This window comes from Pseudomonas sp. CHM02, assembly GCF_000612585.1.
Classification (GTDB): Bacteria; Pseudomonadota; Gammaproteobacteria; order Pseudomonadales; family Pseudomonadaceae; genus Aquipseudomonas.
The window spans coordinates 64,743-77,922 of record NZ_JFCA01000015.1 but is presented as its reverse complement, the minus strand read 5'-3'; the positions used below and the strand labels follow the sequence as shown (position 1 = coordinate 77,922).

Annotated in this window: 9 protein-coding genes; 4 read left to right on the top strand and 5 right to left on the bottom strand. The window is 61.8% G+C overall.

Annotated features, from left to right (window positions below; all coding sequences use genetic code 11):
* Positions 1–495 precede the first annotated feature (495 nt).
* The 3 genes from BM70_RS0110435 to BM70_RS0110425 form a co-directional block, all read right to left on the bottom strand.
* Complete coding sequence (locus BM70_RS0110435) at positions 496–1,395, bottom strand: hydroxymethylglutaryl-CoA lyase (protein WP_025855965.1); 900 nt, start codon at positions 1,393–1,395, stop codon at positions 496–498.
* Positions 1,396–1,411: 16 nt separating this feature from the next.
* On the bottom strand, positions 1,412–1,804 hold the full coding sequence (locus tag BM70_RS0110430; RefSeq protein ID WP_010209471.1) for a MerR family DNA-binding transcriptional regulator: 393 nt from the start codon (positions 1,802–1,804) through the stop codon (positions 1,412–1,414).
* A gap of 180 nt (positions 1,805–1,984) precedes the next feature.
* Positions 1,985–2,920: a LysR family transcriptional regulator gene (locus BM70_RS0110425; RefSeq protein ID WP_025855964.1), complete on the bottom strand. Its 936-nt coding sequence runs from the start codon at positions 2,918–2,920 to the stop codon at positions 1,985–1,987.
* Between the two features lie 151 nt (positions 2,921–3,071).
* Here BM70_RS0110425 and BM70_RS0110420 point away from each other — a divergent pair, with 151 nt between their 5' ends.
* A complete protein-coding gene (locus tag BM70_RS0110420; protein WP_025855963.1) occupies positions 3,072–4,301 on the top strand; it encodes an acyl-CoA dehydrogenase in 1,230 nt (409 codons plus the stop codon).
* Positions 4,302–4,432: 131 nt separating this feature from the next.
* On the opposite strand, the gene BM70_RS0110415 is transcribed toward BM70_RS0110420, so the two are convergent.
* The gene (locus tag BM70_RS0110415; RefSeq protein ID WP_025855962.1) at positions 4,433–5,764 is read right to left on the bottom strand and encodes a substrate-binding domain-containing protein; all 1,332 of its coding nucleotides are present in this window, start codon (positions 5,762–5,764) and stop codon (positions 4,433–4,435) included.
* Positions 5,765–5,973: 209 nt separating this feature from the next.
* Positions 5,974–6,786: an exodeoxyribonuclease III gene (gene xthA, locus BM70_RS0110410; RefSeq protein ID WP_025855961.1), complete on the bottom strand. Its 813-nt coding sequence runs from the start codon at positions 6,784–6,786 to the stop codon at positions 5,974–5,976.
* 168 nt (positions 6,787–6,954) lie between these two features.
* Here xthA and BM70_RS0110405 point away from each other — a divergent pair, with 168 nt between their 5' ends.
* The 3 genes from BM70_RS0110405 to BM70_RS0110395 all read left to right on the top strand — a co-directional run bounded on the left by BM70_RS0110405 (position 6,955) and on the right by BM70_RS0110395 (position 13,068).
* Positions 6,955–7,605 carry an N-acetyltransferase gene (locus tag BM70_RS0110405; RefSeq protein ID WP_025855960.1) on the top strand — a complete coding sequence of 217 codons (651 nt, stop codon included), beginning with the start codon at positions 6,955–6,957 and terminating at the stop codon, positions 7,603–7,605.
* A 64-nt stretch (positions 7,606–7,669) separates the two neighbouring features.
* On the top strand, positions 7,670–9,397 hold the full coding sequence (locus BM70_RS0110400; RefSeq protein WP_025855959.1) for an autotransporter assembly complex family protein: 1,728 nt from the start codon (positions 7,670–7,672) through the stop codon (positions 9,395–9,397).
* The gene (locus BM70_RS0110395) at positions 9,397–13,068 is read left to right on the top strand and encodes a translocation/assembly module TamB domain-containing protein (RefSeq protein ID WP_043274204.1); all 3,672 of its coding nucleotides are present in this window, start codon (positions 9,397–9,399) and stop codon (positions 13,066–13,068) included. The genes BM70_RS0110400 and BM70_RS0110395 overlap by 1 nt, the downstream gene beginning before the upstream one ends.
* Positions 13,069–13,180: the final 112 nt, after the last annotated feature.

Sequence of the window (13,180 nt, the reverse complement as noted above, 5' to 3'; positions counted from 1 at the left end):
TTGCGTGCTCTTTTTTTATTATTGAGGGGCGGCCTGTTGTTGTTTTTGGCAACCGTTACCCTTTACCGCTGTTTTTGGCGACCCCCATCCGGGGTCAAGAGCAAACGTATTTTTTTGAGCGCTGATCTGCTTCTTCGTTATCGATCCAACCAGTGGGTAGCTACCTGAGGTAGTTTTATTTTTCTCTAACCGGTTGCGGGTTTCGGCACGCCGTACCCTGCGAAGCACATCTTCTCCAAAAAAATCTGTTAGCTGCGTCTCTGCCGTGTTGTTTTTGTTATGTCAGAGTCGTTTCGTCTTATTTTTATTAGGTTTGGTGCTTTTTATTCTTGTTATGCCATAGAGATAGCAGAAGCCGTGCCAACTTTTTAAATTCCTTTAAAATCAATGAGTTAATTTTTTTGTGGGAAATGGCCTGCGGCAAATACGACAAAATATGTTCCCGTGTTACTCGATGTGTAGCAGGGCGGTAACACATTCTTACCGCTAAGCGACTCAACCGGCGTTACGCGCCTTCGACACACGCGATCCGGTAGGCCGGCCCAGCACATTGCTGATTTGCTGGCCCGCGCCAATCAATGCCGGCAGGTCGATGCCGGTCTCGATGCCCAGGCCGTTGAGCAAGTACAGCACGTCTTCGGTCGCGACGTTACCGCTGGCGCCCTTGGCATAGGGGCAGCCGCCGAGGCCCGCGATAGAGCTGTCGAACACCGTGATCCCTTCCAACAGGCTCGCATAGATATTCGCGATGGCCTGCCCATAGGTGTCATGGAAGTGGCCCGCCAGTTTGTCCCGTGGCACCTGCGCGCCGACCACCTCGAACAGCCGCCGCGTGGCGCCCGCCGTGCCGGTGCCGATGGTGTCGCCGAGGGACACCTCATAACAGCCCATGGCATACAACTCCCGCGCGACCACCGCCACTTGCTCCGGCGCGATCTCGCCCTCATACGGGCAACCCAGTACGCACGACACATAGCCACGCACGCTGACCCCGTGCTGCTTGGCCGCTGCCATGATCGGCGCAAAGCGCTCCAGGCTTTCGCTGATGGAGCAGTTGATATTGCGCTGGGAAAACGCCTCGGACGCCGCCGCAAACACCGCCACTTCCTTTACGCCGGCCGCCAATGCGTCCTCGAACCCGCGCAGGTTCGGCGCCAGAGCCCCGTAGGTCACGCCGGGCTTGCGCTGGATCTGTGCGAAAACCTCGGCCGAACCGGCCATCTGCGGCACCCACTTGGGCGAAACGAAACTGCCGACCTCGATATAGCTCAAGCCGGCTGCGCTAAGCGCGTCCACCAATTGGACCTTGTCCGCCACGCTGATGGGTCGGGCTTCGTTCTGCAGGCCGTCGCGCGGGCCGACTTCCACCAGGCGTACGTGTGAGGGGAGGGACATGGCAGTTACCTTCTGATCAATGGCCGGCCTGGCGCATGGTGTGGGCCAGGGCCTGGGTGCAGCGCTCTTCGGCGGTGTCCAGTTCCAGCTTCATTTGTTCGATATCCAGCAGTTGCTGTTCCAACTGCTCACGGCGTTCGGCGATTTTTGCCAGCATGCTGTTGAGTTGGACGTGGTTGCCGCTGGTGGGGTCGTAGAGTTCGATCAGCTCGCGGCATTCGGCCAGGGAAAAACCGATGCGCTTGCCACGCAGGATCAGCTTGAGGCTGACCTTGTCGCGTGCCGAGTAGATGCGCTCCTGGCCCCGACGTTCCGGGGCCAGCAGGCCTTGTTCTTCATAGAAGCGAATGGCGCGGGTGGTGATGTCGAGCTCGCGGGCGAGGTCGGAAATGCTGTAGGTCGTGCTCATGGGGGCGCTCAAGAAAGTCTTGGCGTTAAGCTAATGGCAGGTTGACGTAAACGTCAAGCGAATCACTGCAGGAACCGGCTTGCCGGCGATGGTCGTCAACGATGACGCAGCAAGCCCGGACAAGTGCGGCGACTGTGCGTTTTTCGCTGGCAAGCCGGCTCCTGCAGGGGCGTGGCAATCTCAGGGTTGTTGTTTGTCGAGCTTCTTTTCGTGCGCCGTCACCTGCTGGCACAACTCGATCATCTGCTCGCGCATCCAACGGTTGGCCGGGTCCTGGTCGGTGCTTTCGTGCCAGTACAAGTGGGTTTCCACCGGCGGCACGTCGTTGACCGGCAGGTTGAACCAGTGCAGTTCATGGCGGCGGGCGAAGCGCTCGGGCACGGTCATGACCATGTCGGTCTGCTGCAACACTTGCGAGGCCATCAGGTAATGCTGGGAGCGCAGGGCGATCTTGCGCTGGATGCCCATCTTGCCCAGGGCGAGGTCGACGTGGCCCAGACCGTTGCGGCGGCTGGAGATATGGATATGGGTCAGCGACAGGTAGTCATCCAGGGTCAGCTTGTCCTTGCTGGCCATGGGGTGGCCCTTGCGCATGGCGCACACGTAGCGGTCTTCCATCAACTTGACGTGGCGCACCTGCGGGTCAGTGTTCAGCGGCGCGTCCACGGCAAAGTCCAGGCGCCCGGCGGCGAGTTCCTTGGTGGTCTCGCGGCGTTTGGACAGGAAACTTTCGATCACCACGGTGGGCGCCAGGCGGCGCAGGCGCTGGAACAGCAGTGGCAGGATCACCGCCTCGGTGAGGTCAGTCATGCTGATGCGGTAGGTCTTGGCCGCCTGTTGCGGGTTGAAGATGCGGCTTTCCTGCACCGACACCCGCAGCAACGACAGCGCATTGCGCACCGGCCCGATGATGTTCTGCGCCATCGGCGTGGGCACCATCCCTTGAGCGGTGCGCACGAACAGCGGGTCGTTGAAGGTCTCGCGCAGGCGTGCCAGAGCGTTGGATACCGCCGGCTGGGTGATGCCGACAATCTGCCCGGCGCGGGTCAGGTTGGCTTCGGTGTAGATCGCGTCAAAGACGATAAACAGGTTGAGGTCGACCTTGCTCAGATTCATTTCGTTGCGCTCTTATTGTTAGGTGGCCATACGTCGATCATATATCGGTGATGAATGTTAATACACGCCGAGAATAGGCTAGGTAAATTATCAGCGCTGTTCTAGCATCGATTGCATGACCTAAACAACCTCTCAGAGAAGGGAGCTGCTCATGGATTTCGCTTATTCGCCCAAGGTTCAGGAACTGCGTGAACGCGTCACTGCGTTCATGGACGCTTACGTTTACCCCGCCGAGCCGGTGTTCGAACGCCAGGTCAGCGAAGGTGATCGCTGGCAGCCCACCGCAATCATGGAGGAGTTGAAAGCCAAGGCCAAAGCCGAAGGCCTGTGGAACCTGTTCCTGCCGGAGTCCGAACTGGGCGCCGGCCTCACCAACCTCGAATACGCGCCACTGGCCGAAATCATGGGCCGCTCCCTGCTGGGCCCGGAGCCGTTCAACTGCTCTGCCCCCGACACCGGCAACATGGAAGTGCTGGTGCGCTACGCCAACGAAGAGCAGAAACAGCGCTGGTTGGAACCGCTGCTGCGCGGCGAGATCCGTTCGGCGTTCGCCATGACCGAACCGGATGTGGCGTCTTCGGACGCGACCAACATGGCCGCCCGCGCCGAGCGCCAGGGTGACGAGTGGGTGATCAACGGCAAGAAATGGTGGACCTCCGGCGCCTGCGATCCGCGCTGCAAGATCCTCATCTTCATGGGCCTGAGCAACCCGGATGCGCCACGTCACCAGCAGCACTCGATGATCCTGGTGCCGGTGGATGCCCCCGGCGTGAAAATCGTGCGCCCGCTGCCGGTGTTCGGTTATGACGATGCCCCCCACGGCCACGCCGAAGTGCTGTTCGACAATGTGCGTGTACCGTACGAAAACGTACTGCTGGGTGAGGGTCGTGGCTTCGAGATTGCCCAGGGACGCCTTGGCCCAGGTCGTATCCACCACTGCATGCGGTCCATCGGCATGGCTGAGCGTGCACTGGAGTTGATGTGCAAACGCTCGGTCAACCGCACCGCGTTCGGCAAGCCGCTGGCCCGGTTGGGCGGCAATATCGACAAGATCGCCGACTCACGCATGGAGATCGACATGGCGCGCCTGCTGACCCTGAAGGCGGCGTACATGATGGACACCGTGGGCAACAAAGTGGCGAAAAGCGAAATCGCCCAGATCAAGGTGGTAGCGCCGAACGTAGCCTTGAAGGTGATCGACCGCGCTATCCAGATCCATGGCGGTGCCGGTGTTTCCAACGACTTCCCGCTGGCCTACATGTACGCCATGCAACGCACCCTGCGCCTGGCCGACGGCCCGGACGAAGTGCACCGCGCGGCGATCGGCAAGTTCGAGATCGGCAAGTATGTGCCTAAAGAGCTGATGCGCAGCGGCCAATAACACCGCGTCGCCTGCAATCGCGGGCAAGCCCGGCTCCCACAGTTGACCGTGTTCTCCTGAGCAACTCGGTCAACTGTGGGAGCCGGGCTTGCCCGCGATGAGGCCAGTAGCAGCAACACAAAACCCAATGCTCAGTACACCCAAACTTCCACCCGCCGATTTTTGATCCGGCCTTCATCTGCCGTATTCGCCGCCACCGGCATCTGCGCGCCAAACCCGTGAATCTCCCTTAGCACCACGCCGCTCTTGACCAGCTCCCGACGCACCGCCATCGCCCGAAGCTTCGACAGCAACGCTGCCCGTTGCGGATCATTCTTCGCGTCACCGAACCCCACCAACGTGACTTGTTTATCGAGCTTGTCGTGACTCTTTATATAAGCCACCACCCGTTGCAGGTCCTGGCGTGCCTTGTTGTCCAGGCTGGCGCTGCCTTCCTCGAAGCGAAAATTCACCGTCAAGCGCTTAGCAGTGCGCGAAATGGTTTGATAGTCCTCGGGCATCGAGGCGCGCGGCTCGACGTCCATCGCCTGCACCTGCTGGGCGATAAACCCGTTGGCCGCGACGATCGCCTGGCCCTTGCCGCTCTGGGTAAAGTCCACCAGCGCCTTGGCCCACGGGTTGTGCCCCGAGGGCGGCAGGTAGAAGAACAAGCGACGCGACAGCGGGTAATCTTCGGTGGCAATCAGGCTGTTCAGCGGCAACATGGGTTGTGAGTCGCCATCCACAATTGCCACTGCCTTGGCCTGGCGTACGTAGGGCAGGCCGATAAAGCCGATGCCCTGGGGATCCTGGCTGACGGCATCGGACAACTGCTCGCTGGACTCGAAGCGCTTGGCGCAGGACACGAGCGGTTTGCCGCGCAGGCGCAGCACCAGGTCCTTGAAGGTGTCGTAGGTGCCGGATTGATCATCCCGCGCGTACACATGAATCGGCCCGCCGACGCCGCCCAATGCCTCCCAGGTACTGGTCTCGCCGTTGAAGATCTGCGCCAGTTGCTCGGTGTTCAGGCTGTTCAACGGGTTTTGCGGGTTGAGGATGATTGCCAGGCCGTCGATGGCGATCACCTGTTCGGCATCAGGGCTTTTCAGGTCGCCGAGGGGTTCGAGATCGACCAGTTCGCTGTCCTTGATCGGGCGGGACGAGGCCGCCAGGTCGGCTGTGGTTTTTTTCAGCGCCGTGAACCCGGTGCTGGAACCATGGGCCGCGACTTCGATGGTGACGGTCTTGCCCTGGCGCGTCTTGCCGATCACGCGCTGTTCATTGGCGCCTTCGGCCGGCTCACTGTGCACGGCCAGCAGGCCCTGGTGTTCCATCAAGCCTTTGACCAGCGCGGGACCCAGCGCTGCGCCAATGGTGTTGGAACCTTGGATGCGCAGTGCAGGTCCTTGGTCGGGAGCGGGTAGGGGGGCTGCAACAGAAACGAGGGGTAACAGGGTCAGCAGGAACAGAACGCGCAGCCTCATGCCGCCACCTTCTCAAGCCAAAGGGAGTGCCGCAAGAATAAGTCAGGCAGGTTGCATAAATATGACTCAACTGTAGGCGCTGGCTTGCCGGCGAAGGCGGCCTGACAGCCGACCACAATCCAACTGTCACCCCGCGATCTAACTGTAGGAGCTGGCTTGCCAGCGATGGCGGCCCGACAGCCGACCAGTTACCTGGCTGCACGGTGTTGTCAGCTCAATTCGAGCCAGATAGGCGCGTGGTCCGATGGCTTTTCCAGGCCGCGCAGGTCGTAGTCCACGCCGGCGTCCTTGACGCGTGACAGCAGGCCGTTGGAGGCCAGGATCACGTCGATCCGCAGCCCACGCTTGGGCTCGTCTTCAAAGCCACGGCTACGGTAGTCGAACCAGCTGAAGCGGTCTGCCACGTCCGGGTTGAGGTGACGGAAGCTGTCCACCAGACCCCAGTTTTTCAGGCGGGCCATCCATTCGCGTTCTTCCGGCAGGAAGCTGCACTTGCCGGTTTTCAGCCAGCGCTTGGCGTTGTCGGCGCCGATGCCGATGTCGCAGTCTTCCGGGGAAATATTCACGTCGCCCATCACCACCAGCGCCTGGTCATTGCTGAACTGGCTTTCCAGCAGGTGCTGCAAGTCTTCATAGAAGCGCTGCTTGGCCGGGAACTTGGTGGGGTGGTCGCGGCTTTCGCCCTGGGGGAAATAGCCGTTCATGAGGGTGACCGGGTGGCCGTTCTCGTCGGCGAAGGTGCCCCAGATAAAGCGACGCTGGGCGTCTTCTTCGTCGCTGGCAAAGCCTTTGTGCACGCTCAAGGCTTCTTTGCGCGAGAGCAAGGCTACGCCGTAATGACCTTTCTGGCCGTGGTAGTACACGTGATACCCCAGGGCCTGCACTTCAGCCAGCGGGAATTGATCATCGTGGACCTTGGTTTCCTGCAGGCCGATCACGTCGGGCTGGTGCTTTTCAATCAGCGCCGCCAACTGATGAGGGCGGGCGCGCAGCCCGTTGATATTGAAGGAGACGATTTTCATGGTCGGCAGTCCAGTCTGGCAAAAGGCCGATGCTAGCGGACAAGTCGGACGGGGGCCAGCGTGGCGGTAGGACAGATGCGCTGCTAATGTCTGGGAACGACTCGTGCTGCGTGGGTTCGTACCCATAAGAACGCCGCCTCCTGAGCGGTGCCCAGGGAGATTGACCGTATGCCTGACACCTCGACTGCCATTGCCGAAATCCGCTTGCTCAACAGCGGCTATTCCCGCGAGGCCCGTTCCCTGTTGTATCAGGCCTATCGTCACGAGCCGACCTTTGCCTACATCTTCGAAGCCGAGCGCCCGGGTTATGAGCAGCGGGTACGCGCCACCGTGCGCGAGCTGGTCAAGCAGCACTTCTTTCAGAAACTGCCGGCCATTGGCCTGTTCGTCAACGACCGGCTGATCGGCATTGCCCTGATCGCGCCACCGCAGCGGCGCCTGGGGATCACCGAGAGCTGGGCCTGGCAATTGCGCATGTGGCTGAGCACGGGGGTGCGTGGTACGCGGCGCTACCTCGATTACCATCACGCGGTGCTGGCGTGCCTGCCCAGTGAGTCGGTGCATGTGCTGCCACTGCTGGGTATTCACCCGCAATTCCAGGGCAAACATTATGGCGAGCAGTTGCTGGGGGCCGTGCACAACTGGTGCGCCGAAGACCCGCATTCGGCCGGTGTGGTGCTGGACACGGGCAATTCACGCTACCTGGACTTCTATAAGCGTCAGGGCTATGAGGAAATTGGTGAGGTCGCTGTAGGACCTATCCTGGAGCACGTGTTTTTTCACCCCAACCCCCAGTCGTTACATGCTGCAACGGCTTAAGACAGAATTATTCAGACATTTCCGAGTTCAAAGAGTCTCCCCAGGTCGTGTAGCATCCGCGCCTATGAAGTTTCCAGGAAGATTTACCAGCGGCTTGATTCTGCTGTTCACAAGCTGCGGCGCGTTGGCGCAAAGCGAACTGGACGTGCGGATCAAACCCTCAAACGACGCGTTGAAAGCCAACATCGAAGGCTATATCGGCGGGGTGGGCGATCGTGATGAAGAGGCCTTGCTGCGGTTCAGCCGTGGCGCCGAGGAGCAGGCGCGCAAAGCTGCGCAGGCTTTAGGCTTCTATCAGCCTCAGATCGAAAGTGACGTGAAGGGCGGCAAGAACCCGCGCCTGATCCTCACCATCGACCCCGGCGAGCCGGTGCATTTGCGTAACGTGACCATTCGGGTCGACGGTCCTGCCGCCGACCTCAAGGCTTTTCGCGTGCCCGTCAGCAACGACCTCAAATCCGGCGCCGTGCTCAACCACGGCCATTACGAAGACGCCAAGCGTCTGATCCAGAACCAGGCGTCGCGCTACGGCTTTTTCAGCGGGCGCTTCACCCGCCAGAAACTCTCGGTAGACCCGCAGGCCGGTGTCGCCGATATCGAACTCATCTACGACAGCGGCCCGCGCTACACCCTTGGCAACGTCAGCTTTGCCGGTGATACGCCGTTTGACGAAGAATTGCTGCAACGCATGGTGCCGTTCAAAAGCGGCACGCCGTACGATTCCGAGCTGATCGCCGAACTCAACCAGAACCTGCAGGCCAGCGGTTTTTTCGAAGGCGTGCGCGTGGACGCCGCCCCGGCGGCTTCGACCAATGACGTCATCCCGGTGGCCGTGCGCCTGGAGACCCGCAAGCCGCGCACCATGGGCCTGGGCCTGGGGTTTTCCACCGACGTCGGCCCACGCGGCAAAGCCAACTGGACCCGCCACTGGGTCAACCCCCAGGGTCACAGCTATGGCTGGGAAGCCGAACTGTCGGCGCCACGGCAGAACGTCGGCCTGTGGTACGACATTCCGCTCGACCCACCGCTCACCGACAAGCTGCGCTTTGCCGGCGGTTATCAGAATGAAGAGATCGCCAACACCGACACCCTGAGTAAATTGCTCACCCTCGGCCCCGAGTGGCACAGCAAACTGCCCAGCGGCTGGACCCGGGTGATCTCGCTCAAATACCAGCGCGAAGAATATCGCCTGGGCAATGACTCGGGCCTGAGCAACCTGGTGATGCCGGGAATCAGCTACTCCTACCTGCGCAGTGACAACCGCATCGACCCGCACAACGGCTACCGCCTGCAATTCGATACCAAGGTGGCGAAAGAGGGCCTGGGTTCCGACACCAACCTGCTTTACGGCACGGCCATGGTCAAAGGCCTGACCACTTTGTGGGACAACCACCGCTTCCTGGCGCGTGCCCAGGTGGGCGGCAGTGCCACCAATGGCTACAAGTCGGTGCCGCCGTCGCTGCGCTTCTTTGCCGGTGGCGACCAGAGCGTGCGCGGTTACGAGTATCAGACGCTGTCGCCCGAGAACGATCGCGGTGATCGCATCGGTGGCCGCTACATGGTCGCCCTGAGCGCCGAATACCAATATTCCATCGCCGAGAAATGGCGGATCGCGACCTTTATCGATCAGGGCAATTCGTTCAATACCCTGGAAATGCCCAGCCTGAAAACCGGCGTGGGTGTAGGTATCCGCTGGGTCTCGCCGGTCGGCCCGATCCGCCTTGACCTGGCCCATGCCCTGGAAGATCCGGGCGGCGTTCGATTGCACTTTTCCATGGGGCCTGAGTTGTGATGCGTGGTGTGAAAATAGCGGGGCTGGCCGTGGTGGCCATCCTTGCCGTGCTGTTGCTGGCACTGTGGGCGGTACTTGGCACCCAGGCGGGCAGCCGCTGGGCTTTGGCACGCGTACCGGGCTTGAGCGTAGAGAATTTCCAGGGCCATCTGGGCGGCCAGTGGAGCGCCGACCATTTGCTGTGGCAGCAGGACAGCAGCCGCGTCGAACTCCAGGCGCCCCAGTTTGACTGGTCGCCGGCGTGCCTGCTGCGCATGACCTTGTGTATCGAGCGCCTGAACGTGGAACAGGTCAGCCTGCAATTGCCGCCGAGCACCGAGGACAGCAGCGGCCCCATCGTACTGCCTGACTTGAAGCTGCCCGTGGCCATCCAGTTGGGCGACGTGCGCGTCGGTAGCCTGCTGTTCAACGGCAGCGAAGAACTCAAGGGCCTGCAACTGGTGGCGCATTGGACCGCCGCCGGGATGCAGATTGATTCGGTGCACCTGCAACGGGATGACCTGGTGCTGGACCTGGCTGGCCTGCTGCAACCCACCGGCGACTGGCCGTTGAGCGCCACCGGTAACCTGAGCCTGCCTTATGCGCCGGGCGGTGCACCGTGGAAGGTGGCGCTCAAGGTCGACGGCGACCTGCTCAAGATCCTCAAGCTTGACGCCGACAGCACCGGCTATTTGCCGGCCAAGCTCACGGGGGAACTTCAACCTCTGGTGGAAAATCTCCCAGCCCAAGTGCACATCACCGCCGACGGTTTCAAGCCCAGCGCCGATCTGCCCGACACGCTGCAACTCAATCAACTCGACCTCACCGCCAAAGGTGATTTGAACCGCGGCTACCAACTGCTGGGCAAGGCCGTGCTGCCGGCGGAAAAAGGCCCGGTGGACTTGCTGCTGCAAGGCAAGGTCGACGCCAAGGGTGCACAAATCGCCGGCCTGGACCTGAATGCCGGTGACAAGCAGAGCCTGAAGCTGACGGCCCAGCTGGACTGGCAACAAGGCTTCAGCGCCGAGGCGAGGATCGACTGGCTGGACTTCCCCTGGCATCGCCTCTATCCGGTGATCGACGAGCCGCAAGTCGCTCTGCGTACGTTCAATGGCGAGATATCCTACAAAGACGGCAACTACCTGGGCAACCTCAAGGCCGACCTCGATGGCCCGGCGGGCAAGTTCAATGTGGTCACGCCGTTCAGTGGCGACCTCAAGCAAATCTTCCTGCCCGAGCTGAAACTCACCGCCGGCCAAGGCAAGGCCGAAGGCCACGTGAACCTGCAATTTGCCGATGGCATTGCCTGGGACACAGCCCTCGACCTGTCGGCGCTGAACCCGGCGTACTGGGTGGCTGAATTGCCCGGTACCCTGGCCGGGCCGTTGCGCAGCAAAGGCGAATTCAAGAACGAGCAACTCACGCTGAATGCCGACCTTGACCTCAAGGGCCGCCTGCGCGGGCAACCCGCGGTGCTGGCGGCCAAGGCCGAAGGCGCGGGCGAGCAGTGGACACTGGCCAACCTGGACATTCGCCTGGGCGACAACCGCATCAATGGCAGTGGCAGCCTGCAACAGCGCCTGGCCGGGCAGGTCGATATCAAGCTGGCGCGCCTGGCCCAGTTGTGGCCGCAATTGCGTGGGCAGGTCAACGGCCGACTCGACGTCGCCGGCAGCCTCAACGCCCCGCAAGGCAAGCTCGCCCTCAAGGGTCAGCAACTGGCCTTCGCTGACAATCGCCTGCAAGGCCTCACGCTCGATGCCAACCTGGATAACGCCCAGCGCGCCAGGATCGACCTCAAGGGCAGTGGCATTCAGTCCGGCGACACTCAGGTCGGCACCCTGAGCGCCAGCGCCCAGGGCGATATCAAGAACCAGAAAGTCCAACTGGACCTGGCCGGCCCGCTGGTCACGCTGGCCCTGGCATTGGACGGCAATCTCGACAAGGGCAACTGGCGCGGTCGCCTGGCCAGTGGTGACGTACAAGCGGGTGGCCAGGACTGGAAACTGCAGGCGCCGGCGAAGATCGAGCGCATGGCCGATGGCAAGCTCACCTTTGCCGCGCACTGCTGGGTGTCCGGGCCTGCCAGCCTGTGTGGCGAAGACCAGCGGCTGATGCCCGAACCGAAACTGCGCTACCACCTCAAGCAATTCCCCATCGACAGCCTGGCGGCGTTCTTGCCCAAGGATTTTGCCTGGCAGGGCAAGCTCAATGCCGACCTGCAACTGGACCTGCCGGACAGCGGTCCCAAAGGCGTGGTCTCGGTGGACGCCAGTGGCGGCACCCTGCGCGTCAAGGACAAGGACCAGTGGCTGGACTTTCCTTACGACACGTTGAAGCTGGAAACCACCCTCAACCCCAAGCGCATCGACACGCAACTGAACTTCCGCGGCGGCAAGCTCGGTGAATTGCTGTTGCAGGCGCAGATCAACCCATTGCCGAAGAACAAGCCGATCACCGGCAACTTCAGCCTCGTCGGCCTCGACCTCGCCGTGGCGCGGCCGTTTGTGCCGATGGTGGAAACCCTCAGTGGCAAGCTCAATGGCAACGGGCGCATCTCCGGCGGCTTGCTGGCCCCTCAGGTCAACGGCAATGTGAACCTGGTGGGCGGCCAGATTTCCGGTCCGGAACTGCCCATCAGCCTCGAAGGCCTGAACGTGCAGGCGTTGATCGCCGGTGAAAGCGTGCAGCTCAACGGCGCTTGGCGCAGCGGCAAGGCGGGACAGGGCAGCCTCAAGGGCCAGGTCGACTGGGGCCAGGCGCTGGTGGTGGACCTCAGCCTGCAAGGCTCGCAACTGCCGGTCACGGTCGAACCTTACGCCGTGCTGGAAGTGGCGCCCGACCTGAAGATCAGCCTGAAGAACGACAAGCTGGCGGTTGCCGGCAAGGTGCACATCCCACGTGGCGATATCACCGTGCGCGAGCTGCCGCCGTCCACCGTCAAGGTCTCCGATGACACGGTGATCGTCGGCAGCCAGACCGAAGAGGGCAAGCCGCCGATGGCGATGGCCATGGATATCGATGTCGTGGTGGGGGAAGACCAGCTCAACTTCTCCGGCTTTGGCCTCACCGCCAAGGTCCAGGGCCAGGTGCATATCGGCGACAACCTCGACACCCGTGGCGAGCTGTGGCTCAACGATGGTCGCTACCGCGCCTATGGGCAGAAGCTCGATGTGCGTCGTGCGCGGCTGCTGTTCGCCGGCCCCCTGGACCAGCCGTACCTGGACATCGAAGCGATCCGCAAGACCGACGATGTGATCGCCGGCATCCGCCTGAGCGGCAGCGCCGAACAGCCCACCACGCAAATCTTCTCCGAACCGGCCATGAGCCAGGAGCAGGCACTGTCCTATCTGGTGCTGGGGCGTCCGTTGAGCACCACCGGTGAAGACAACAACATGCTGGCCCAGGCCGCGTTGGGACTGGGGTTGATGGGCAGCGCCGGGGTGACGTCGGACCTGGCGAAGAACCTCGGCATCCAGGACTTCGAACTCGATACCCAGGGCAGCGGCAACAACACCGCCGTGGTGGCCAGCGGCAAGATCACCGAAAAACTCAGCCTGCGCTACGGGGTAGGGGTGTTCGAGCCGGCCAGCACGATTGCCTTGCGCTACCTGCTGAGCAAGAAGGTTTACCTGGAAGTGGCGAGCGGCGTGGCCAGTTCCCTGGATATCTTCTACAAGCGCGATTTCTAACCCACTCCCCCTTGTAGGAGCTGGCTTGCCGGCGATGAGGCCCTTGAATCTGCATTGATTTCAAGGGCGCCATCGCCGGCAAGCCGGCGCCTGCAGTCGTACGCACCCCGCC